This is a genomic window from Nostoc sp. MG11 (assembly GCF_014904695.1).
In the GTDB taxonomy this organism is placed as follows: domain Bacteria; phylum Cyanobacteriota; class Cyanobacteriia; order Cyanobacteriales; family Nostocaceae; genus Komarekiella.
This window is the reverse complement of sequence record NZ_JACXXN010000001.1, coordinates 291,186-313,457: the sequence shown is the minus strand read 5'-3', so window position 1 is coordinate 313,457 and position 22,272 is coordinate 291,186. Positions and strand designations below refer to the sequence as shown.

The following is a 22,272-nucleotide window of genomic DNA, read 5'->3' as shown; positions in this document are numbered from 1 at the left end:
GGAAGCTAAAGAGCTTGGAAGACTTGAAAATAGGGCAACTATCCGCTGTAGGATCTAGCGCTAGGAAGAAACCCCGTATCTTTGAGCAGCAGCCGTAGTCTTGCATGAGGAAGTTTCGTGTCCTTCTTGTTATTTCCCCACATCTCAGAAAAGAAGTCTTGCATCAGTGCAATGATGCTGCGGTATTTGACGATACTGTCAACATAGAACTCATCTAACTTCATCACCCCATCAGCATGTATCTGCTCGATGTTGTCGAGTAATATAAACCGTATTTCATAAGGTTTTAAGCCTTCTTTTATGCCATATTTTTCCATAATCCTGCGTTTATCCTTCTCCGAACATAAATCATACGACCAGCTAATAAGATGACCGAGATTCCGCAGGACTTCTCCATAGTCGTAAAATGTGTTCTGCTTAAAGAAAGACTCTTCATCTTTAGTCAACGTAAAACTCTTGTCAAGCACCAAACCAAAATCGGTCAAATATGTCCGTTCGCCGTCGGTGAGGATGTTACGAAAATGTGCGTCGAAGTGGATGATTCCTTTCGCCCTCAAAAAGGTAATCGTCGTGCGTAAGTCATCCAGGGGTTTCTGAAGTTTGTTGGGGTTTTCCCGCAACCATGTTTCCAGAACATACGGTATGTACTCTAGGAACAGAACCAACTCATAGTTGGCGATCGCTCTATCTAACACATAATTCCCGGCGTTCTCACTATTGCCCCAGTACTCCACATAACCTTTTAGACGCGACCTATCTACATCCGCACGTTGCCCAAAGAACGGAATAATCCGATAATGGTACATCAGTGGGAAGGTAGCGATTCTCTTACAGAGACACTGCGTGAACGCCCCCTCTAATACCCAGTTGGTTGTCTTGATATGGGTCACGAGTTTACGGAAGACCCCAAAACCAGTGGAACCGAAGCCGTAATTACAGTAAGTCGGCAGGTCATAGAGGTTTCTGGTGGAGAACAGGTTGTCAAATTCGATGTTCGTAACTGGAACACGTTTGACAAAGACCTTGGATTGGCCAACAACTATAGCGTGATTTATCCCCCAACCCGTACTCGACTCATGCGACTCACTATTGTCAAGCACAGAACGCAATTGTGCATTATCCAACTGAGCGATTTGTGAACTGAGCTTGAAGTATCTCTTCCTTCTAAGTTCTATATGATTCTTAGCCATTTTCTCCCATCCAGCCAGAGCATGAGAAACCGCATGAAAACCAACTTTTTCGCGTTGCTCCCCTTTAACCCTTACCCAACATCTTGCAAGAGGAATTTTTATTATGATGTCTAATAGACATCTCTGGAAATTAATTATGCATTGCCCAAAATCCTTGTAGAGACGTAGCACTGCTACGTTTCTACATCTTTTCCGGGGATGTCTAGTTAAAAAGAAAGGTTTTTAAATTGATTTCTGTAAAAAATACCTTTTATACCCTGGAGGAAAGTCTTCCAGAACACCAAATATTTGATAGTCTAGGCGTTCGTAGAAACCCAATGCTTGGAAACTGAAAGTATCTAAGTAAGCTTGACAGCAACCACGTTGTTTAGCTGCTTCTTCGGCTTTTAACACCATTTGGCGTCCGTATCCTTGACCTCGTAGCCCTTCTGTAACCCAAAGGTGAGAAATGAATAGCCATCCCCATTGTGTTTTGCCAAGTAAACCAGCAACAATTGTGCTGTTAGTATCTCGAATTAAGATAGCTAGTGACTGATATATATCTTTCTCTGCTTGACTATTGTTGTATTCTACAAGCTGGCTGATAACAGTATGAATGTCCTCTGGGTTAGGGTTATCTTCAATCGTTATTGTTAGCTTTGCCATCAGAGTTATGAAAACTAAACGGCATTAAAATAACACGAAATTGCACTTTCAGGCCTATGCCTGTTACTCCTCTTGCCATTTCGCCAGCTAGTTTATTTCTTCTCTTCAGTTTGTCTCTTAACAGTAATAGAATTAAGAACGAAGCCTTTGTAAAGCCTTCAACTATCAAGAGGTAGAGGTTTAGTAGCAGATTTTACAAATTGGAAAAACAAAAATCTGTATCCAAAATAACCTTGTAGCATCTAAACGCTTGTAAAATTTTTATGACTTCCCTGATTCGCTTTTTAATGTGTCCTCCTGACCACTACGATGTGGACTATGTAATTAATCCCTGGATGGAAGGGAATATTCACAAGTCATCGCGCGATCGCGCCGTCGAACAGTGGCAAGGACTACACTACATCCTCAAGCAACACGCCATTGTAGATTTAGTAACAGCCCAGAAAGGTTGGCCTGATTTAGTTTTTACCGCCAACGCTGGCTTAGTACTGGGAAAGAACGTCGTCCTAAGTCGCTTTTTACACAAAGAACGTCAGGGAGAAGAACCTTACTTCAAACAATGGTTTGAAGCAAATAATTACACAGTACATGAACTCCCTAAAGATCTGCCTTTTGAGGGAGCAGGCGACGCACTGCTAGATCGGGAAGGACGTTGGCTATGGGCAGGATACGGTTTCCGCTCAGAATTAGATTCTCACCCTTATCTAGCCAAATGGCTGGATATTGAGGTGCTGTCTCTGCGACTGATAGATGAACGTTTCTATCACCTAGATACCTGTTTTTGTCCCCTAGCAAACGGCTATTTACTTTACTATCCAGGCGCTTTTGATTCTTACTCCAATCGCTTAATCGAAATGCGAGTCGCACCAGAAAAGCGGATCGCAATTGAAGAAGCTGATGCAGTCAACTTTGCTTGTAATGCAGTGAATGTGGACGGCATTATCATTATGAACAAGGCGAGTGATGCTTTGAAAGCACGCCTTGCAGATATAGGTTTCCAAGTTATGGAAACGCCGTTGACTGAATTTCTCAAAGCTGGTGGCGCGGCTAAATGCCTCACCTTGCGGGTGACAGAACCAGTTAGGGACGAAGTTCATGCCAATGTCTCGGTAGAAAGCCGCGTCATTCGGATGGAAGGACACTTGCTGGATGCTGGTTTGATTAACCGTGCTTTGGATCTAATTGTGGATGCTGGGGGAAGTTTCCAAGTCCTGAATTTCAACTTGGGAGAACAACGGCAAAGTACTTCAGCCGCCGAGGTGAAGGTGTCAGCTCCATCGCATGAAGTGATGGAAGAAATCATCTCGCGATTGATTGACTTGGGTGCAGTAAATTTACCCGAAGATGAACGAGATGCCAAACTTGAGCCTGTAATTCAAGCTGGTGTAGCTCCTGATGATTTCTACGTCAGTACAATTTATCCCACCGAAGTACGGATTCGTGGTCAGTGGGTGAAGGTAGAAAATCAGCGCATGGATGGAGCGATCGCAATTACCCAAACTCCGAATGGGATAGTAGCACGGTGTAAAATCCTACGCGATGTCGAAGTAGGCGACCAAGTTATTGTAGACGTGTTAGGTATCCGCACTATCCGCAAAACTGAATCGCGGGAACTACGCAATACCCAAGAATTCAGCTTTATGTCGGCGGGGGTTTCCAGCGAGCGGCGTGTGGAATTAGTCGTTGAACAAGTGGCTTGGGAATTACGTAAAATTCGTGATGCTGGTGGTAAAGTAGTTGTCACGGCTGGACCTGTGGTTATTCACACAGGTGGCGGCGAACATCTAGCGCAACTGATTCGTGAAGGCTACGTACAGGCATTGCTGGGCGGTAATGCGATCGCTGTCCATGACATCGAGCAAAATATTATGGGGACTTCCCTAGGTGTGGACATGAAGCGGGGTGTCGCCGTGCGTGGTGGACACCGCCATCACCTGAAGGTCATTAATAGTATCCGCCGTTATGGCAGTATTGCCAAAGCAGTTGAAGCGGGAGCGATTAAGAGTGGCGTGATGTATGAGTGCGTCCACAATCATGTACCTTTTGTGCTTGCTGGTTCCATTCGGGATGATGGGCCTTTACCTGATACTCAAATGGATTTGATTAAGGCACAGGAGGAATATGCCAAACAACTAGAAGGCGCGGAGATGATTTTGATGTTGTCATCAATGCTGCACTCAATTGGGGTGGGGAATATGACCCCTGCGGGTGTGAAAATGGTATGTGTGGATATCAATCCAGCTGTGGTGACTAAGTTAAGCGATCGCGGTTCTGTAGAATCGGTGGGTGTGGTGACAGATGTGGGATTGTTCCTCAGTCTCTTAGTGCAGCAGTTGGATAAGTTGACAAGTCCGTATGTTGCTAAGGTAGGTTAGGAATCTCACGCAGAGGCGCAGAGGCGCAGAGGAAGGGAATGGCAAGAGTAGCTTTCAGTAGAGAGTTGCAGATTAATTGGGTCAGTGCGATCGCTGATTTCATACTAGTAGGTATGGTCATAGGCCCGCCTATTGCTCCCTTTCTGGCTGCGTCTGGGGTGTTTTTGCTTCCGGGGATTGCGGAGATCATTTATTTCATGGGAAATCATGTCTGTCCGCAACCAGATATGGGGTTAGATTTAGCGCCTCCGTTTATTATGGCTGTGTGTATGCGCTGCTACGGTACTGTCACGGGTTTGCTAATTACTCGTCTACTGTATGCTGTGACTGGTGGTAAAGGTTTTTACTGGTTAAATCAGTATGGGTGGAATGGGGCAGCGTTCTCTAGTGTATTGATGATGGCTTATCCTCTAGAGTTAGCAGCGCAGGTGTTCGGTTTATGGAGTTTTAATAATTACGTGGTTACGCCTTTTGGGATGATTACAGGTTTAGCGTGGGGATTGTTTACCATGCCCATATTGCATAAGTGATAGTGGGTAATGCTGACATCTTCATCTCATGAGAACTGACTCGATTTTTTATCAACTATTTCAGAACTTTCCCGCTATATTTTTTGAGTTGATTGGTCAATCTGCTGCAAATGGTAATAACTATCAATTTACCTCAGTTGAAATCAAGCAAACTGCCTTTCGTATCGATGGTTTATTCTTACCTTATATTGATTCTCCTGACCAGCCAATATATTTTGTAGAAGTTCAGTTTCAGTCTGATTCGAGATTTTATTCGCGCTTTTTTGGTGAAATTTTTTTGTACCTCCGTCAATACGACCTACATAATGATTGGCGTGCAGTTGTTCTGTATCCTCAACGCAGTTTAGAGCCAGAAGTACCCATGCAGTATCGCGGTCTACTACTGACTGAGCAAGTGTAGCGTGTCTATTTGGATGAGTTAGGGGAAGATATAGACTGTTCGCTAGGGATAGGTGTAGTAAAATTAGTCATAGAGTCAGAACAGAGAGCATCTGAACAAGCGTGACTATTAATTAACAAAGCTAGACAAGAAATTGTTGATGAAGCTGTCAAAAAGCAAATTATAGAATTGGTAGAAACAATAGTTTGGTACAAATTACCGCAAATGACTCGTCAGGAGATAGCAGCAATGTTTGGACTAAGTGAATTAAAGCAGACGAGAGCATATCAAGAAATCAAAGAAGAAGTTAAAGAAGAAGTTAAAGAAGAAGTTCTATTAGAAGCATTACCCCGATTGTTGGCTTTGGGACTGACCGTGAAGCAGGTAGCAGAGGCATTAAATTTGTCGGTTGAGCAAGTGCAGCAGGTAGTAACTGAGCAAACTTCCGATTGATGTTGTGCCAATTAGACCCGCTGAAAAATTAGGCAACTCTACTTATAAAGACTGCCCTAATGTATTCTATTTCACACTCCTAAACCACTGGGTAATTCCCTCGGCTAAAGCTTTTGCCATTTTCTTCTGTTCTTCTGGGTTTACCACCTGCTCAAATTCATCGGGATTGCTCATAAAACCCAATTCCAGCAATACCGATGGCGCCGCCGCTGGACGTGTTAGCGCTAAGTTATTCCAAAACACACCATAGGAAGGTTTATTTAGTGCTTTGACTACATGATTGTGTAAAAATATTGCTAAGCTATGAGCTTGGGGATGATACCAAAAAGCTCCAAATCCCTTAGTTTTTTCGGCATTACCATCATCTGGCAAAGAGTTGTAATGTATGGAAAGAGCGATCACAGGTTCTTCTTTACTAATAATTTCCTGACGTTCTACTAGCGAAACATCTTGATCATCTTCCCGCGTCATCACCACATTCGCACCTCGCTTCACCAACTCGTCGCGCAGCAACTTAGAGACGACTAAATTGACATCTTTTTCCAAATATCCAGTCGGGCCAGTGGCACCAGGCTCTTTACCTCCATGTCCTGGATCAAGTACAATCTTGATGCCAGCTAAAGACTTGTGTCTGTTATGCCCAATTGCAGGTGGATGACGCAAAGCTAAAAACAGGGTTGTACCGTCGTATTTCAGCTTATATCCCCACTGTTGAGCTTTTTTGAGGTTAAAGGTGTATTTTACTTGTTCTGGAGCCACCTGCTGCCAGTCGAGGCGAGAAATTAGGGGGTTGTCATCCAGGCGAATAATATCTGTTTGAGCAGTGGTATTGTAGAGAGTAAGCGTGAAAGTGCGGTTATCTTGTTGCACGCTTACGGGTACGGGAATTTGTAAGGGAAAAAATATCTCCGTCAAACCAGGGAGTTGGCGATTTCCGACACTGCGGATTACTGTCCGTGTTGGAATTGCACCAGGTAAAGAGCGGGTTTCTTTGCTATTAATCCAAGCACCATAGTCTAGGCGTAACCATTCACCTTCCTTTCCTGTAACCGTTGCTCTTGTCCCTTTCGGTAGTGGTGTGAGTCGAGAATAATCGGTACTAGGGCCAGTGCGAGCAACGCCTGACTCTGCTATCACCTCAGAAACAGGTAACTGCGCGGGTGAAAGGATTTGAATTGTGCCGGGCCCTGATTGAGTTATCGTCTTGCCATTGAGGGTTAGTTGAAATTCCGGTTTACCCAAATCTACATTTTTGCCGGAATCCTGAACAACAGCACCGGAGATGGTATTGTTACCGTAAATTAGGGAACCAAGCTGTTGTGCTGTAGTGCAACCTTCGTACTTTCCTACGGTAGACTGGGCAGTAGGCTGATTTCGCCCCGTGAGGGCTGCCAAATTACTTGGCAGTTGCGCCTGTTGGGGTTGCGGTGAGAGGTCTACAGTTTGATTAGCCAGCTTGACAGATACACTGGCATTAGGGGGTGCGATCGCGCTAAAACAAATTAGTTCCCCTGGTAGTCTGGCAATGTCAACTGCTGGAGTCAGGGAATCTTTGGCAAAGGCTAACCCCTGTGGAAGCTTTGGCTGATCGGTAAGCCTTGTCACCTTAATTTGAATTTCTTGGTTACGGTGACGCACAGTAAACAAATTCTCACCCAATTGCAAGGGGAAACTTGGAGAAAAATGACCATTCTTGCTGCGGGTAATTGGCTTACCATTAAACAAAACTTGTCCATCAGGTGGTGCTGTACCAAGAAAGAAGATTTGCTCGGCACTTGTCTGATGGTTATTTTGGGGAAAAACGACTAAAAGAGATGGCTCTGCCAATGCTACGGAGGAAGTGACAACACAGCCGAATACTACTAATCCTAAAAGGTTTTTCACGGTCAAATCACAGAAGATTTCACCACAATGACTGTGGCACAATGACGAGATGTATTTTTAGAAGTTGCTAGAAATTAAAACTATTATGACTAAATTTATCTTTGTAACTGGAGGTGTAGTTTCCAGTATAGGCAAAGGCATTGTAGCAGCAAGTCTGGGGCGTTTGCTCAAATCGCGCGATTATTCGGTGTCGATTCTCAAACTCGACCCTTATATCAATATCGATCCAGGGACGATGAGTCCTTTTCAGCACGGGGAAGTGTTTGTTACCCAGGATGGCGCGGAGACAGATTTAGACTTGGGGCATTACGAACGCTTTACTGATACCTCCATGTCGCGGTTGAACTGCGTTACTACTGGCGCGATTTACCAGGCAGTAATCAATAGAGAGCGGCGCGGCGATTACAATGGCGGCACTGTACAGGTGATTCCTCACATCACTAACGAAATTAAAGAACGAATCTTGAGGGTTGCTAAAAGTACTAGCCCATCGGTGGTAATTACTGAGATAGGCGGTACAGTAGGAGATATTGAATCACTGCCATTTTTAGAAGCGATTCGCCAGTTCCGTAAAGAAGTGGGACGGCAAAATGTGTTGTATATGCACGTAACGCTGGTACCGTGGATTGCCTCTGCGGGTGAGATGAAAACAAAACCGACACAGCATTCGGTGAAGGAACTGAGATCCATTGGTATTCAACCGGATATTTTAGTTTGTCGGAGCGATCGCCCCCTACCCAAAGGATTAAAACAGAAATTGTCGGGATTTTGCGATGTACCAGAAGAATGTGTCATCACTTCCCAAGATGCCAAGAGTATCTATGAAGTACCGCTGAATCTGGAAAAGGAAGGAATGGCAGAGCAAGTGCTGAACTTGCTGCAAATGGAACAATGCCAACCAAATTTAACGCAGTGGCAAACGCTGGTACAACGTCTACATAGTCCCAAGTACGAGGTAGAAATTGCCATCGTCGGTAAATATGTGCAGTTAGGTGATGCTTATTTATCTGTAGTAGAAGCGCTGCACCATGCTGCAATCTCCACTTGTGGCAAATTGAAACTGCGTTGGGTGAACTCAGAAGATTTGGAAACTGAACCAGCCGAAACCCATCTCAAAGGTGTTGATGGCGTGATTGTGCCAGGAGGTTTCGGCATCCGGGGAGTAGACGGTAAGATTGCCGCTATTCAATATGCCCGCGATCGCCAAATTCCCTTCTTAGGCTTATGCTTGGGAATGCAATGTTCCGTAATTGAATGGGCAAGGCACGTAGCAGGATTAACAGATGCTAACAGTGCTGAATTTGACACTTACACCACTGATCCGGTAATTAACCTATTGCCAGAACAACAAGATGTGGTTGATTTAGGCGGTACAATGCGTTTGGGACTTTATCCTTGCCGTGTACTACCTGATACTTTGGCTTTTAAGCTCTATCAAGATGATGTAATTTATGAGCGACATCGGCATCGGTATGAGTTTAATAATGCTTATCGCGATCTATTGTTAAAGTCTGGGTATGTTATTAGTGGCACTTCTCCCGATGGACGCTTAGTCGAAATTGTGGAATTACCCAACCATCCATTCTTTATTGCTTGCCAATTTCATCCAGAATTTCAATCTCGTCCAAGTACCCCTCATCCTCTATTTAAAGGGTTTATTCAAGCCGCGATCGCTCTTACTCTCTAAACCCTCAATCTGCCAAGATCATTGGAACTGTCTTAAAGTAACACAAAATGCAAAATTCCAAATTTTAAAAAATTTATTTTGTAATCATCAAAGCGATATTAATGAGGAAATGTTATGACTTACTGAGTGAAAATCATTCGTAAACTTCGGACTTGAGGAGATTTTGTGGCGTACTGGGTGAAAATCCTTTACGAGAGGAAAGAATATGTAGTAAATTTTGAGCGTGTCCATGCTTTTTGTTATGAACGCAACGGCAGGGTGACTTTTTGGCTACCCGACAGTGCCATTCCCATAGTGATTAACCCGCAAAGTAATCTGGAAGACTACCAAAAAGTTCTGGATTATCTAGAATGCGTTACAGGGTTGGAATTAAATCATGCCCACTGGGTAAAAATCATTTATGAGAAAAATGAATACGTAATTAACCTCAACTGCATCAGTTCTTTTTGTCAGGAAGCGAATGGCAGGATCACCTTTTGGTTGCCAGATGGCACTATCCCCATCATCATCAACCCTGTGAGTAATCCCGAATCTTATCAAAAAGTTTTGCAATTCGTTAAAAAGGCAACTGGATATTCTTTTTCATGAGAATGAGGCATAGAGCATTGGGCATGGTGTGAGGATATTTTTATAAAAGTGAGATGCTCCCAAACTCCACTGCTTATAGCCGTAGTAACATAGGTTAGGACAGTGTTGATTGCTCAAAGCCATAAAGCAACTGGGTTTTTACTCAGGACGGGCTAAACGCCCCGCTACCGCTAACAGCACTCAGCGAGAAGTTGCGTGCGGGGGTTCCCCCGGTTGAGCAAACTTCTCCCAAGGGGAGACGCTAAGAGCGAACGGTGACTCAGCACTTTGCTATAAGTACTCACTCCTAACTGATGATTAATTCTCCAAGGCGCTTCAATACACTGATTACTTGATGTAGTTCTAAATCGCGTTCAATTGATAGCGCATAAGATCGTGCATACCGAGGTTGTCCTTGCTGAATTAATTTGATAAAAACAAATTCCCTACCGTTGATTAATAAACCAAAAGTTGGTTGTGCAGGATTTGGATTATCAAGCATATACGCGAGTGCTTGGGGTAGGGCTACCATCACATCAAATTTACTGCTTTTAGATTCAATAACAAGTATCCAACAACGTTTTTGAATGACAAGGACATCAATATTTCCTTTAACGATAAAGTCTTCATCTTCAGCAGAAATCTCGATAGAAGTCTCGGTTTCAATTTCAAAAGGGGGTTGATAAAACCCAGCTAAATCGAGTAAAGGAGACAGCACTACCATTTTTACCGCCTCTTCTGACATCAGACGGCGCTTATTCAAGTTCAAATAATTGCTTTTCACTCGATCAAGCGCTTGCTTTTCACCATCAGTCAGAATTGGTAAATTCTCTATCCATTCTGGAAAGAAGTTGGTGTCTGTGGTAAGTTGCAAACCAAATTTTTCTTCTAATTCGTAAAGACTAATGTCTCTGGCTGGGATTATTTGAACCATAATCTAAGATCCCGAATAGTGTTGCCATGCTAACTTTGCTGCACCCACTATCCCAGCAAAGTTGCCCAATTCTGCTGGCAAAATTTGTAAATCCGCGCGTGAGGTTGGCATTACTCGCTTCTCAATTTCCGCCTTCATAGCTGGTAAGAAAAACTCAAAGCTGGCACTGACACCACCACCAATCACGATCGCTTCTGGTGTGAGTACATAAATCAAACTCGTCAAACCAATAGCCAAATCTTTACCATATTCTTGCCAAAAAGTCAATGCTTCGGCATCTCCTGCTTGGGCCAAAGCGCCCAATTCTGCTGCTTCCCTCAGAGTGCGGCGACGAATCGCATTAACTGAAGCATACTGTTCCAGAGAGCCTTGATTACCGCTATTACATATTGGCCCATTGGGGTTGAATGTAATTAAACCCAATTCTCCAGCTGCTCCTTGATGCCCAACAAACAGTTTGCCATCCAGGATAATTGCACCGCCAACCCCAGTTCCTAAAGTTAGCAGAATCAGATTTTGAAAGTGGCGCCCAGCACCTAACCAAGCTTCTCCTAACCCCGCGCAGTTAGCATCGTTAGCGATAACGGTGGGTTTGCTAGTTTTGGTTTCTAACCAGTCTGCTAAAGGCACATTGCACCATCCTGCCAAGTTAATAGCGATTTTGGCAATGCGTCCTGTGGCATCGGCAGGGCCAGGAGTACCAACACCAATAGCAACAGTTTGATTATCTGGATCAATTTGAGCGATCGCATCCAGTATTTCCGCCACCACCGCTGCTGGTGTTGTTGGTTGGGGAGTCGCCACAGTCAAAGATTGCAAGCAAGTACCATCTGGTGTAAAACGCCCCAGCTTTATTGCTGTTCCCCCCACATCAATGCCAACTACTTGATCCACAATGGCCAATCCAAAATCTTTATTTGTATAGAACCACAGATGAACACAAATAAACACAGATAAAAAAATATCTGTGTGTATTTTTCTAGAAAGTCTTTAGCTTGCTTCCCGCAGGGTGTGTCGGCTTGAGGCAAGCAGAACTTTCACAGACTGTGTTTATTCATGGTTACTAATAATTCGCACATTCGCCACTGGGGATGAACGAAGACTCGATTGCTCCTGCCAAGCTGTAATTGGAGCACCTCTTAAGATACCAGCCAGGGCGACGGAAAGTACAAATCCACCAGTAGCAGCGGCAATTAATGTCAGGTTATCTTTCACGTAAATCTCTCTATTGTTATTTGTCAGTTGTCCTCTCTTACAAAGTTGAGGCAGTCCGTTGGCAGGGTTCCCCGCTTAAAGGAACTGGCTAGACTTTGCGCTTTGTCATTTGTCAGTTGTTATTGTTTTTTTGCTATTAACTATTGACTAATGACTACTTTCGGATTCTATTTTCTCGCCGTAACCGGGGATTGACAAATTCGTTTAACCCCTCACCAAGTAGTGATAACCCTACTACCATGCATGTCATCGCTAAACCAGGGAAAAGGGTAGTCCACCAAATGCCAGTAGGTAGGACTTCTAGTGCTTGTTTTAAATCATGTCCCCATTCTGGCACTTCTTCTGGAAGTCCTAGTCCTAAAAAGCCCAAACCGCCCAACACCAAAATTGCATCAGCAGCGTTGAGCGTGAATAGTACGGGTACGCTTTGAATGACGTTGAAAAATAGATATCGAGACAGCACAATCCAAGTGGAAGCGCCCATTGCTTGAGCAGCTTCAATGAATACTTCAGTTTTCACACTAACGGTGTGGTTACGGACAACGCGGTAGTATTGAGGGATGTAAGCAATGCTGATCGCGATCGCTGCGTTAATTATTCCACGCCCCACTACAAAAGCCAGCGTCACAGACAAGAGTAGCCCTGGTAGGGTATAAATGCTATCCATAATAAACAGCAACACCCTATCCAACTTACCGCCGAGATAGCCACTTAGCATCCCTAAAGGCACACCGATAATCATACTCAGCGCTGTTGCCAAAATTACCACTTGCAAAGCCGCTTGAGCACCAAATACTGTCCGGGAAAAGACATCATAGCCCAGGCGACTGGTTCCAAACCAATATTTAGCTGAGGGTGGCTCGTGAACTGGATTGGAGAGAAAATCCTTGGGGTTTTGCAGCCATCCCCAAGTCTGGAATACGGGAGCGAAAAATGCCAATAAGATGAAAAACAGGGTAATGGCTAACCCTATGAGCATTAGTTGTTGAGAAAGGTTGAGACTGTTGGCTGAACGTAAAAATTTTGGCAGCTGCCGTTTTGTAATGGCCATGAGCGATCGCCTGGATCAAGCAAGATACGCTGACTATTTTACATATCAGATTGGGGATTGAGTAAACAAAACATCCTGAATAAAAGTCCGACTGCTTCATTATGGATACAAAGCTACACTGAGATAAAGGTGAAACTATGCCTTATTGTTGCTGGAGTTAGCTAATAAATTACCAGCCAGTATTGCTACAAGGGGCAATCATCCTAAGTAGAGAAATATTTTAATATACTTTGATATGCCTGCAAGAGATATTTATCATGATGCTGTTAAGAATGCCTTAATTCAAGAAGGCTAGATAATTACAGATGACCCCCTACATTTAAAATGGGGTCAAAAAGATATGTATGTAGATTTAGGAGCAAAACAACTTATAGCCGCAGAACAAGGAAGTAAAAAATAGCTGTAGAAATTAAAAGTTTTGTCAGTCCCTCAGAAATGGCAGACCTCAAAGATGCTATTGGGGGATTTATCATGTATTGTGCTGTTATCCATCGCCTGGAGCCAAAAAGAACATTATATTTGGCAATTCGAGATAGCGTATTTACAGCTTTGTTTGAGGAACCAATTGGTACACTTTTAATAGAAACTGAGAATCTAAAGTTACTCGTTTTTAATCCAGAAACGGAGAGGATTATCCAATGGATACCTTAGATAATTATCGACGTATCATCAAAGAGGTATTATTACCCTACACACAAATTCCCTATTCCCACGCAGCTATTGAATGTAAGGCAGTCTTTGATAGCAAAAATGACAGTTATGTGCTGATAACTTTAGGTTGGGATAGTGTCAAGCGAATTCACGGTTGCTTAGTTCATATTGACATTATTGATGGCAAAATTTGGGTGCAACGAGATGACACAGAAGATGGCGTAACCTACGAATTAGTAGCAGCAGGAATTCCTAAAGAGAAAATTGTCTTGGGATTTCATCCACCAAATGTTAGGCAACATACAGGATATGCTGTTACCTAAGTTATTAAGCGGGCATTGGGCATTGGTTATTTCTCCCTCATCCCCATGCCCTATTCCCCATTATCTTACAGATTACTTTCAATCAACTGGCGGTATTCACTCTTTTGCTTGACGCCTTTGATTTCTTTCACCAGTTCCTTATTTTTGAACAATTGAATCGTCGGTGTTCCTGTGACATTAGCATTCTCGGCAATATCTCGATCTTTGTCGATGTCGATTTCCACAAAGTGAATTTTGCCGTCAAATTCATCCACTACTTTATTTAAAATTGGTTTGAGGGTATGGCAAGGGCCGCAACCAGGAGCGACGTATTTGACAAAGAGTAAACGATCGCTTTCATGGAACAACTTCCGCAAAGCATAACCTCCCTCATGACGCGTCGCATTCAAAACAAATCCAGCTTCTTCCTCAGCTTCAGTTTTCTTCGCCGCTGGCTGATGTTCTAATTCATTATCTGCTGTTTCTGGCTGTTGATGAAATTCTTGAATCAAACCACTAGAAGATAACCAACGTTCTGCCAACATCGCCGCCATACAGCCAGTACCCGCGGCTGTAATTGCCTGACGGAACTCATGATCTTGCACGTCGCCAGCAGCAAAAACGCCTTCTACACTCGTTTCTACAGTACCGTGCTTGGTGACAATGTAACCCACCTCATCCAGTTCTAATTGTCCTTTAAATAGAGAGGTGTTAGGAGTGTGACCAATAGCGTAGAATAAGCCCTTAGCGTGCAGTTTGCTTTCTTCACCAGTTTTGATATTGCGAACTTTCACCCCTTCCATGTGACCGTTACCGAAGATATCCACGGCTTCCGTGTTCCAATGCACTTGGATTTTTGGGTTACTCAAAACGCGGTCTTGCATGGCTTTAGAAGCCCGCATTTTATCGGAACGCACCAGCATATTTACCTTAGAGCCGTATTTGGTGAGGTAAATGGACTCTTCCGCCGCCGAATCGCCAGCACCAATCACAGCTAGTTCTGCACCGTGGAAAATTGGGGTAGCACCATCGCAGATTGCACAAGCCGAGATACCGCGACTCCAAAATTCATGTTCGTTGGGTAAACCTAAACGTTTTGCTGTTGCACCAGTAGCAATCACCAGACTATTGGTTTTAACTTCCCTTTCTTGCGATCGCACTGTGAACGGACGCTGACTCAAATCAACTGAGATCACATCCTCAGTATATAACTCAGCCCCCCAGCGCTCTGCTTGCGCCTTCATCTGATCCATCAGTTCCGGCCCTGTAATCCCTTGGGGAAACCCAGGAAAGTTCTCAACTTCCGTCGTTGTCATTAATTGCCCACCAGGCAAACCCCCGGCTTGGAAACCTTCAAATACAACGGGTTTTAGGTTAGCTCGTCCTGCATAGATGGCCGCTGTATACCCTGCTGGCCCAGAACCGATAATTACTAAGTTTTCTACAGTCGGGTTAGTCATGGCTATATTATGAACTCATAACGACTACGCTTAATATAGCATAACAAATTGTAATTGGCCGTGCTATATGGTAAGCGATCATAAAATGCCTATATAACTATGCGCTCAACACTTGCCAAACACCTTCTTAATCGCTAAGACTGTTCTTGCAGATATTTTCTGATAGTGTCAACATCTAGTTCTAAAAATTCTGCTATTTCTTGAATGCTCATGCCTTTATCAACACATTTTGAGACTAATTTCAATTTTGTCTCTAGTTCTGTTTCTGGCTTTGTCTTTGCTAAGATACTCTCGTACAATCGAGTATTTTTAAATGCATCTAAATCAAGCATGGCTTCAATTTCCTCTAAAGTAAGATTGGGAAACTTATAAAATACAATGGCTTGGATAAATGCTAGCACTTTCTTTTGAAGGTTTTCATCGGGTAAGTTTTCTTTTGCCTGATTGATTAGCTGTTGAGCTAAGGAAGTAGCTTTTGTGGGTACTTCTATAAATAGTTTGGCAATTCCTATACCCAAAGAATCTTCTGGTCTAGTAGAAAGTTCATTTAGATAAATGCAGCGTAGATGTTGTTCGATTAAAACCCGATAGCGCGGGTGAGGTGGAGTTTCATGAATACGTCTATCGTAAATGACAATTGCATACCAGTCTGAGTTTGCTGGTTTATATTGACGGAAATAAACAAAAATTTCCCCAAAAAGTCGTTCGTAAAATTCTTCATCTTTGTATGTTTGCAATTCTACAAAGTATAAAGGTTCACTTTCAAATCCCTTGGCAGGAGAAAATAACCCGTCTAAGCGAAATGATTGTTGTTTGATTTCAGGTGCAGTAAATGTATAGATATTGGGATTAGTTTCAGGTTTTTCAATAATTTCAAAAAATATCTGTGGTAGTTCCTTAATAAGTTCGTAAAAAATTACATCTGTTTTCATTGATGCTACTAATGGCAAACTATACAGCCATTTTTGTTTGGATGGAATACATTGTAGCTTTCGTAGGTTGAGGTACGTATGATAGATAAATGTTATTTGGTGTGTTATGTCCCTCACCATTACCGATTTAGAGCAGCTACAATCCGAGCATCCAGAATGGCAGATGGAGCTGGTAGAGGGTAAAATCATAGTTACGGGGCCATCAGATTACGAGTCAGAGGAAATTAGTACTAGGTTGAGTACCTTCTTGAGTAACTGAGTCATATCGCGCAAACTGGGACGAGTAACTGGTTCTAGCGCGGGATTTATTCTGCCAAGTATAGAAGAGGGCGACTCTGAGAGAAGAAACCTACGTGCGCCTGATGTGTCTTTTGTTCGGGCTGACCGATTGAAGAAGACCAAGCGCGACTTTGTAGAGTTAGTTCCAGATCTAATGGTTGAGATTAAATCTAAAAGCGACAGAATTAAACCGCTCGAAGAGAAAATTCAGTTATTTTTGCAACTTGGATCTGTAGTCGGCATACTGATTGATCCTGACAAATTGACAGTAACAGTTTACCGACTAGACCAAACTCCAGTGATGTGACAAAATGGCGAGACACTTACACTACCAGACTTGCTACCAGGTTGGGAACTGGCAGTATCAGAACTGTGGCCACCTGAGTTTGAGTAAGGCTTTCACAATTGAAATTGAGAAAATCTAGCCCTTGGTTAACACCAGGAGCTTAGTTATGTCTGTGTATATTGGAATGCAAGGATTCTGGATTGTGCTACCGAATCTTCCCAAACTTTTTTTCCCAAGGTGATAGGAAAGCGATCGCGAGTGGGTAAGTTACATCTAGAACACCCAATCAAGTAGTAGCTGCGGGAAAACACTTATGAAAACCGAACTAAAAGCCAAGTTTCTTCAACACATCCTCGACAAAAAGAAGGGAGATGAGGGTTTTACACTCATTGAACTACTAGTAGTAATTATTATCATCGGTATTTTATCTGCGATCGCTTTGCCTTCTTTCTTGAACCAAGCTAACAAAGCCAAGCAGTCAGAAGCAAAAACCTATGTAGGTTCAATGAACCGCGCTCAGCAAGCTTTTTACTTAGAACAAAACCAATTTGCAGCTGATGGTGAATTTGGTAGTTTAGGTCTTGGTATTGCAACACAAACAACAAATTACAAGTACGTTATTAATGGTGGTGGTAATAACTTTAGTACTGTAACCAACCAAGCACAAACAGTAAATGCTGCTGCACCTCTCAAAACTTATATTGGTGGTGTGGGTGTAACAACACAAGCTTCTACCAGTGAGGCTACTACCATAGCCTTATTGTGTGAAGCTTCACAAGCTAGAGTTAACGGTGGTGCAGATGGAACAGTAGCATCTGGTTTCACCAACGGTTCACCAACTTGCCCTGCTAACTACATTAGTTTAGCTAAGTAGAGAAGCGAATTAGTAGGCAAAATATTAGTTACCTACAATATTTGACAAAAAAGTTAACTTTTCATGACGGCTTTTATTAAGCTAGATTACGTATTTTCTCAAGTGGGTAGAGTATTCTGCCCACTTTATTTACTTTATTGAACTGTGAGAATAAAGCATGATTACTGATATAAACACCTGGCAGCAGTTAGCTGAACAATACTTTTTTAAAGAAAACTATGCACAAGCCGCAAATTTATACGAACAAGCAATAGAACAAGAACCTGATGTAATTTTCTATTATTGGCATTTGGGATTACTGTTACTATTACAAGGACAAGAAGCAGAAGCTCAAATGACTTGGATGCTGCCATTGGCAGAAGCAGATACAGAACATTTGTCCAAATTGACAAATGAGCTATTTCAACTTTTGCAAACAGAAGCAGAACGGCGGGAAAAGCTAGCAGAATATTCTCTAGCTTGGCTAATTCGCCAACACATGAGAGAAATTAATTCTAATGATATCAATAATTTATTCCAAATCATTCTACTTAATTTCAAACTGGAAAATTTTGAAGAAATCGACCAATTGGGTGATTGGAGATTAATTGAAACTTTAAAAGTAGAAAAAAATTTAGAAATTAACGTCGAATTATTAATGCAACTTTTGCAGGAGATTTTAAATACTGTTCCTTTACATCCAATAAATCTTACTTTACTAGAAGCTTGTTTACCTTACTTTACTGATGCTGATCAAAGCTTTCGCATCCTGCTTCCTGCTGCCATGAAAATTGGGCATACTTTACAGCAGCCTAAGCTAGCAGCATCTCTGCTTAACTTACATTTACAATTGGAACCAGATAATGTAGAAATTTTGCGCCATTTAGCGACTTTTTATCAAGATGCTCATAATTATTCTCAAGGTATAGAGACAGCTAAGTTATGTTATTCGCTATCAGAAGGTTTAGCTGATAAAATCTTTGCACTCCATTTACTGTTAAGAGGTCTAATGTCAGCCGGAGGATATTGGGCAGAGATATGTACAGCTTGTAAAGAGTTGGAAACTATTGAACAACAGTTTATTGAATCTCAACCAATTATTTTAGAAGAAGGCAGAACACTAAGATTACTGACGCCATCTTTTGCCATACCTCACATTAAAGATTCTCCTGTAAATTTTCGAGAAATTCATAATAAAGTAGCTGAAATATTTAATAATAATATTAAAGAGCTAGCTCAATCTGAGAGTAAGAGTTTTAATTTTCAAAATATTAATCAATCAACTTTAAATGTCTCAACTAAAAAGTTGAGAATTGGCTATGTATCTTATGCTTTAAGAAACCATTCGGTTGGTTGGTTAGCTCGTTGGTTGTTTCAGCATCATCACCAAGATAAATTTGATATTCATACTTATTTCATTAATTACAAATTAGTAAATGATTTTCTCCAAGAATGGTATATAAGCCATGCAGGAACATCTCGCAAATTAGGTATGAACGGCTTGGAAATCGCTGACCAAATATATCAAGATGAAATTGATATTTTAATTGACCTTGATAGTATTACTCTAGATATTACTAGTGAAGTGATGGCATTTAAGCCAGCGCCAATTCAAGTTACTTGGCTGGGGTGGGATGCATCAGGCATACCTGCGATTGATTATTTTATCGCAGACCCTTATGTATTGCCAGATAATGCACAAGATTACTATACAGAGAAAATTTGGCGATTACCCCAAACTTACATAGCAGTAGATGGTTTTGAGGTTGGTGTACCAACTCTCCGCCGCGATGACTTAAATATTCCTATGGATGCTGTTGTGTATCTGAGCGCACAAAGAGGATATAAACGCCATCCAGAAACAACAAGGTGGCAAATGCAAATTATCAAACAAGTACCTAACAGCTACTTTTTGATTAAAGGGCTTTCTCAGGAAGAAGCAATTAAACGTTTCTTTTTTCAAATTGCTGAAGAAGAGGGTGTAGATTGCTCTCGATTACGATTTTTACCCCAAGTTCATCAAGAGTCAGTGCATCGCGCTAATTTGGGCATTGCTGATATTGTATTAGATACATTCCCCTACAACGGAGCGACAACAACCTTAGAAACATTGTGGATGGGAATCCCATTAGTAACGAGAGTTGGTGAACAATTTGCGGCGCGTAACAGCTACACCATGATGATAAATGCGGGTATCACAGAAGGCATTGCCTGGACAGATCAAGAATATGTAGAGTGGGGTGTGCGCTTGGGGAAAGATGAGGCTTTACGCCAGCAAGTCGCTTTGAAGCTGAAAGCATCGCGGCAAACAGCACCGTTGTGGAATAGCAAACAGTTTACCCGTGAGATGGAAAAGGCTTACGAGCAGATGTGGCAGAGGTATGTTGATGGAAAATAAGCTCTTAGTGAGCATTTAAGCACTCAAAATAACCTCTTACGGCAATTTCCAGGTAAATGAGCCACAGATTATCTTAACTTTAAAGAAGCCTATATCTATGAAGTCCTTGCCTATGTTGCATGACGGGCTTAAGAGGTAATATAAAAATAAGAAATACAATTGTGGATAAGTATGTCTGCTAAAGATGTCTTTCATGAAGTTGTAAAAAAAGCTTTGCAGAAGGATGGTTGGCAGATTACTCATGATCCCCTCTCAATTAGCGTGGGTGGTGTGAATCTCTCTTTTGACAACTTATAAAACATTTTTTCAACTTGATTTCCCCCAAGCCATGATTGAAGAGAATCAAGTCAAAATGATTATTTATGATGTAGAGCAAGAGGTGATTGTCAAATAGAGAAACTAGCCCAGTATCGGCAGATTGTACAGCAGATATTACAGGAGTATAGTGAGCAAAAACCCGCTGATGGGAATATAGATGTTGAGAATATTTTTGATATAGAACGTGACCATTACCAAGTAGTCCATGTAGGCTGGGAGGGGCAAGATTGGATACATAGTTGCATTATCCATATTGATATTAAGGGTGAAAAAATTTGGCTTCAGTGGAATGGTACAGAAGATGATATTGCAGCAAATTTGGTTACTATGGGAGTTTCCAAAGAGGATATTGTATTAGGATTTCAGTCTCCTTTCATGAGGAAGTTTACAGAATATGCAGTGGGTTAGGGCATTTCTTGAAAAGCATCTTTAGAATTTATTTCTAAGAGGATGTTTGAAAAGTCCTTGGTGATGTATCAAATACTTTTAGATCCCCCTAAATCCCCCTTAAAAAGGGGGACTTTGAGAGGTTTTTGCCCCCCTTTTGAAGGGGGGTTGGGGGGATCAATAAGTGCCTAATATCACAGCCTACCACTTTTCAAACAACCTTTAAGAGCTAGAGCCGCTTACTAAGTAAGTGGATGTGAATAATTAAAGGTTTATAGTGAGGACTTTAGTCCTCCTCTGTAATTACAAATTTAAGCACTGAAGTGCTTACTACAAACTTATTTATAAAAAGCTTCTAAGCCTATAGCACAGGATTTTTTTGCGAAATCTGGGTTATTTTATTACTCACCATAGGAGGCTTGACTACGATTAGGCAGGCGTCATCTCTAATTTACAATTGAGCTATCTACATTGTAAAATGGAAGATTTTCTGCTTTTACTTGTGCGATCGCCTGTTGATTGTCTATTCTTAAAGCAATTCGAGTATGAATTTGAGACAAAAGAGTTTTCCATTGCATATCACTCATCTTACCTAGCAAAGAAATTTCTGGCCCCTCAGTTATATCTACATCACCTTCCATGAGCAAATTCATGGTTAAAGACGATAAAAGCATATCAGCTTCTTCCTCAGAAACATTGTGAGTATCTATTAGGAGAGTTAGGCGACTTTTATCTGGGTGAGTAGTGAGAGTATAAATAACACTTGCTAAATCTTGATATAGTAAGTCTTCTGGCTGTAACCAGTCGGGGAAAATAATTAGGTTAATATCGTTTAAATTTAATTGCTCTTTGAGAGCGATCGCCTGATGTTTATAGAATAGTTCTTGGAAGAGTTCTCCCATTTGAGCAGAGTGAGAACGGCTATCAAGAAATGTTGGATTTTGATGCATTTTTTGCTTAATTTCCTCTGCTTTTTGCTGACGCAATTCAGAGTTAATTCCGAGAGCAACTGCTGACTGAATATAAGCTTCTTCAGTGTTTGTAATTAAATCAAATATTTGGAGTTCTCTTAAAAGTGATGCTCCCTTTCGAGAACGAGAGGGTTCTGTTTCCATGACCACCGTTGGTAAACCTACTTCCAACGGGTCTATGAGCGAAGTCATACCAGAGTAAGGATAGGAATCTAAGTAGATATCACAAAGTTTCAAACGTTCTTTAACATCAGCACGGTTTGGTGCTGGGTCAAGAATTATCAATCTATCCTCGCCAAGACCATATTTAGCAAAAGTAGTGATTATGCGCTTACGAAAAGCAATACAAGGATAGGAAGATGACCAATTTGGATTAAACGGATAAAGTAATAGTACAGAATTAGGTACGCTGGCAATTATCTTTGCCCAAGTTACTTCTTGCTCTGGAATTATTTTGTAGTAATTAGCTCCTGAAACATAAACCACAGTAGTTTTAGTAATTCCCAAATTTTCTCGGCTAATAGT

Annotated in this window: 20 protein-coding genes and 4 pseudogenes; 14 read left to right on the top strand and 10 right to left on the bottom strand. The window is 41.9% G+C overall.

Features of this window, described 5'->3' with window-relative positions; all coding sequences use genetic code 11:
• Positions 1–38 precede the first annotated feature (38 nt).
• Entirely contained in the window at positions 39–806 is a 768-nt protein-coding gene (locus tag HCR01_RS01410) for a hypothetical protein (RefSeq protein WP_226889022.1), read from the bottom strand.
• A gap of 75 nt (positions 807–881) precedes the next feature.
• Between HCR01_RS01410 and HCR01_RS38320 the strand changes: the two genes are divergently transcribed.
• Complete coding sequence (locus HCR01_RS38320; RefSeq protein WP_226889020.1) at positions 882–1,139, top strand: hypothetical protein; 258 nt, start codon at positions 882–884, stop codon at positions 1,137–1,139.
• Positions 1,140–1,412: 273 nt separating this feature from the next.
• Here HCR01_RS38320 and HCR01_RS01405 read toward each other — a convergent pair whose 3' ends face one another.
• Entirely contained in the window at positions 1,413–1,835 is a 423-nt protein-coding gene (locus HCR01_RS01405; RefSeq protein ID WP_193193798.1) for a GNAT family N-acetyltransferase, read from the bottom strand.
• 263 nt (positions 1,836–2,098) lie between these two features.
• Between HCR01_RS01405 and HCR01_RS01400 the strand changes: the two genes are divergently transcribed.
• The 3 genes and pseudogenes from HCR01_RS01400 (at position 2,099) to HCR01_RS01390 (ending at position 5,572) form a co-directional block, all read left to right on the top strand.
• The gene (locus HCR01_RS01400; protein WP_193193796.1) at positions 2,099–4,210 is read left to right on the top strand and encodes a TIGR00300 family protein; all 2,112 of its coding nucleotides are present in this window, start codon (positions 2,099–2,101) and stop codon (positions 4,208–4,210) included.
• 38 nt (positions 4,211–4,248) lie between these two features.
• Entirely contained in the window at positions 4,249–4,740 is a 492-nt protein-coding gene (locus HCR01_RS01395; protein ID WP_193193794.1) for a DUF2085 domain-containing protein, read from the top strand.
• 28 nt (positions 4,741–4,768) lie between these two features.
• Positions 4,769–5,572, top strand: a pseudogene (locus HCR01_RS01390) (Rpn family recombination-promoting nuclease/putative transposase).
• A 66-nt stretch (positions 5,573–5,638) separates the two neighbouring features.
• On the opposite strand, the gene HCR01_RS01385 reads toward HCR01_RS01390, so the two are convergent.
• A complete protein-coding gene (locus HCR01_RS01385) occupies positions 5,639–7,456 on the bottom strand; it encodes an N-acetylmuramoyl-L-alanine amidase (protein WP_193193792.1) in 1,818 nt (605 codons plus the stop codon).
• Positions 7,457–7,541: 85 nt separating this feature from the next.
• On the opposite strand from HCR01_RS01385, the gene HCR01_RS01380 reads away from it, so the two are divergent.
• Positions 7,542–9,143 carry a CTP synthase gene (locus HCR01_RS01380; protein WP_193193790.1) on the top strand — a complete coding sequence of 534 codons (1,602 nt, stop codon included), beginning with the start codon at positions 7,542–7,544 and terminating at the stop codon, positions 9,141–9,143.
• A gap of 165 nt (positions 9,144–9,308) precedes the next feature.
• Positions 9,309–9,731, top strand: coding sequence for a hypothetical protein (locus tag HCR01_RS01375; protein ID WP_193193787.1), 423 nt, complete (start codon positions 9,309–9,311; stop codon positions 9,729–9,731).
• Between the two features lie 286 nt (positions 9,732–10,017).
• Here the strand turns inward: HCR01_RS01375 and HCR01_RS01370 are convergent, their stop codons facing one another.
• The 4 genes from HCR01_RS01370 to HCR01_RS01355 all read right to left on the bottom strand — a co-directional run bounded on the left by HCR01_RS01370 (position 10,018) and on the right by HCR01_RS01355 (position 12,910).
• Positions 10,018–10,644, bottom strand: coding sequence for a type I restriction endonuclease subunit R (locus HCR01_RS01370; RefSeq protein ID WP_193193785.1), 627 nt, complete (start codon positions 10,642–10,644; stop codon positions 10,018–10,020).
• A 3-nt stretch (positions 10,645–10,647) separates the two neighbouring features.
• Positions 10,648–11,541 carry an ROK family protein gene (locus HCR01_RS01365; protein ID WP_413773916.1) on the bottom strand — a complete coding sequence of 298 codons (894 nt, stop codon included), beginning with the start codon at positions 11,539–11,541 and terminating at the stop codon, positions 10,648–10,650.
• 153 nt (positions 11,542–11,694) lie between these two features.
• Positions 11,695–11,859: a hypothetical protein gene (locus HCR01_RS01360; protein WP_193193781.1), complete on the bottom strand. Its 165-nt coding sequence runs from the start codon at positions 11,857–11,859 to the stop codon at positions 11,695–11,697.
• 154 nt (positions 11,860–12,013) lie between these two features.
• Positions 12,014–12,910 carry an ABC transporter permease gene (locus HCR01_RS01355; protein ID WP_193193780.1) on the bottom strand — a complete coding sequence of 299 codons (897 nt, stop codon included), beginning with the start codon at positions 12,908–12,910 and terminating at the stop codon, positions 12,014–12,016.
• 295 nt (positions 12,911–13,205) lie between these two features.
• Between HCR01_RS01355 and HCR01_RS40670 the strand changes: the two are divergent.
• Together HCR01_RS40670 and HCR01_RS01345 are read left to right on the top strand one after the other, a co-directional pair.
• Positions 13,206–13,561, top strand: a pseudogene (locus tag HCR01_RS40670) (element excision factor XisH family protein).
• Positions 13,549–13,884, top strand: a complete 336-nt coding sequence (locus tag HCR01_RS01345) for a XisI protein (RefSeq protein ID WP_193193778.1) — start codon at positions 13,549–13,551, stop codon at positions 13,882–13,884. The pseudogene HCR01_RS40670 and the gene HCR01_RS01345 overlap by 13 nt, the downstream one beginning before the upstream one ends.
• Positions 13,885–13,949: 65 nt before the next feature.
• On the opposite strand, the gene trxB is transcribed toward HCR01_RS01345, so the two are convergent.
• Positions 13,950–15,323: a thioredoxin-disulfide reductase gene (trxB, locus tag HCR01_RS01340; RefSeq protein ID WP_193193776.1), complete on the bottom strand. Its 1,374-nt coding sequence runs from the start codon at positions 15,321–15,323 to the stop codon at positions 13,950–13,952.
• Positions 15,324–15,457: 134 nt separating this feature from the next.
• Positions 15,458–16,255, bottom strand: a complete 798-nt coding sequence (locus HCR01_RS01335; RefSeq protein ID WP_193193774.1) for an Rpn family recombination-promoting nuclease/putative transposase — start codon at positions 16,253–16,255, stop codon at positions 15,458–15,460.
• A 106-nt stretch (positions 16,256–16,361) separates the two neighbouring features.
• Here HCR01_RS01335 and HCR01_RS01330 point away from each other — a divergent pair.
• The 6 genes and pseudogenes from HCR01_RS01330 (at position 16,362) to HCR01_RS01310 (ending at position 20,797) form a co-directional block, all read left to right on the top strand.
• A pseudogene (locus HCR01_RS01330) lies at positions 16,362–16,928 on the top strand (Uma2 family endonuclease).
• A 205-nt stretch (positions 16,929–17,133) separates the two neighbouring features.
• Complete coding sequence (locus HCR01_RS01325) at positions 17,134–17,694, top strand: type IV pilin-like G/H family protein (protein ID WP_193193772.1); 561 nt, start codon at positions 17,134–17,136, stop codon at positions 17,692–17,694.
• 157 nt (positions 17,695–17,851) lie between these two features.
• Positions 17,852–20,071, top strand: coding sequence for an O-linked N-acetylglucosamine transferase, SPINDLY family protein (locus tag HCR01_RS01320; protein ID WP_193193770.1), 2,220 nt, complete (start codon positions 17,852–17,854; stop codon positions 20,069–20,071).
• Between the two features lie 171 nt (positions 20,072–20,242).
• Entirely contained in the window at positions 20,243–20,368 is a 126-nt protein-coding gene (locus tag HCR01_RS40665) for an element excision factor XisH family protein (protein WP_413773910.1), read from the top strand.
• Between the two features lie 31 nt (positions 20,369–20,399).
• Positions 20,400–20,465 carry a hypothetical protein gene (locus HCR01_RS40660; RefSeq protein WP_413773915.1) on the top strand — a complete coding sequence of 22 codons (66 nt, stop codon included), beginning with the start codon at positions 20,400–20,402 and terminating at the stop codon, positions 20,463–20,465.
• Complete coding sequence (locus tag HCR01_RS01310; protein ID WP_193194224.1) at positions 20,462–20,797, top strand: XisI protein; 336 nt, start codon at positions 20,462–20,464, stop codon at positions 20,795–20,797. The genes HCR01_RS40660 and HCR01_RS01310 overlap by 4 nt, the downstream gene beginning before the upstream one ends.
• Before the next feature lie 425 nt (positions 20,798–21,222).
• Here the strand turns inward: HCR01_RS01310 and HCR01_RS38315 are convergent.
• Positions 21,223–22,260 (bottom strand): annotated as a pseudogene (locus tag HCR01_RS38315) (glycosyltransferase); the annotation flags it as partial.
• Positions 22,261–22,272: the final 12 nt, after the last annotated feature.

Bases quoted from the DNA above. Each gene is read 5' to 3' on its own strand.
- HCR01_RS01410 (WP_226889022.1), bottom strand. From the start codon at position 806: ATGTACCATTATCGGATTATTCCGTTCTTTGGGCAACGTGCGGATGTA.
- HCR01_RS38320 (WP_226889020.1), top strand. From the start codon at position 882: ATGGGTCACGAGTTTACGGAAGACCCCAAAACCAGTGGAACCGAAGCC.
- HCR01_RS01405 (WP_193193798.1), bottom strand. From the start codon at position 1,835: ATGGCAAAGCTAACAATAACGATTGAAGATAACCCTAACCCAGAGGAC.
- HCR01_RS01400 (WP_193193796.1), top strand. From the start codon at position 2,099: ATGACTTCCCTGATTCGCTTTTTAATGTGTCCTCCTGACCACTACGAT.
- HCR01_RS01395 (WP_193193794.1), top strand. From the start codon at position 4,249: ATGGCAAGAGTAGCTTTCAGTAGAGAGTTGCAGATTAATTGGGTCAGT.
- HCR01_RS01380 (WP_193193790.1), top strand. From the start codon at position 7,542: ATGACTAAATTTATCTTTGTAACTGGAGGTGTAGTTTCCAGTATAGGC.
- HCR01_RS01370 (WP_193193785.1), bottom strand. From the start codon at position 10,644: ATGGTTCAAATAATCCCAGCCAGAGACATTAGTCTTTACGAATTAGAA.
- HCR01_RS01355 (WP_193193780.1), bottom strand. From the start codon at position 12,910: ATGGCCATTACAAAACGGCAGCTGCCAAAATTTTTACGTTCAGCCAAC.
- HCR01_RS01345 (WP_193193778.1), top strand. From the start codon at position 13,549: ATGGATACCTTAGATAATTATCGACGTATCATCAAAGAGGTATTATTA.
- trxB (WP_193193776.1), bottom strand. From the start codon at position 15,323: ATGACTAACCCGACTGTAGAAAACTTAGTAATTATCGGTTCTGGGCCA.
- HCR01_RS01335 (WP_193193774.1), bottom strand. From the start codon at position 16,255: ATGAAAACAGATGTAATTTTTTACGAACTTATTAAGGAACTACCACAG.
- HCR01_RS01325 (WP_193193772.1), top strand. From the start codon at position 17,134: ATGAAAACCGAACTAAAAGCCAAGTTTCTTCAACACATCCTCGACAAA.
- HCR01_RS01320 (WP_193193770.1), top strand. From the start codon at position 17,852: ATGATTACTGATATAAACACCTGGCAGCAGTTAGCTGAACAATACTTT.
- HCR01_RS40665 (WP_413773910.1), top strand. From the start codon at position 20,243: ATGTCTGCTAAAGATGTCTTTCATGAAGTTGTAAAAAAAGCTTTGCAG.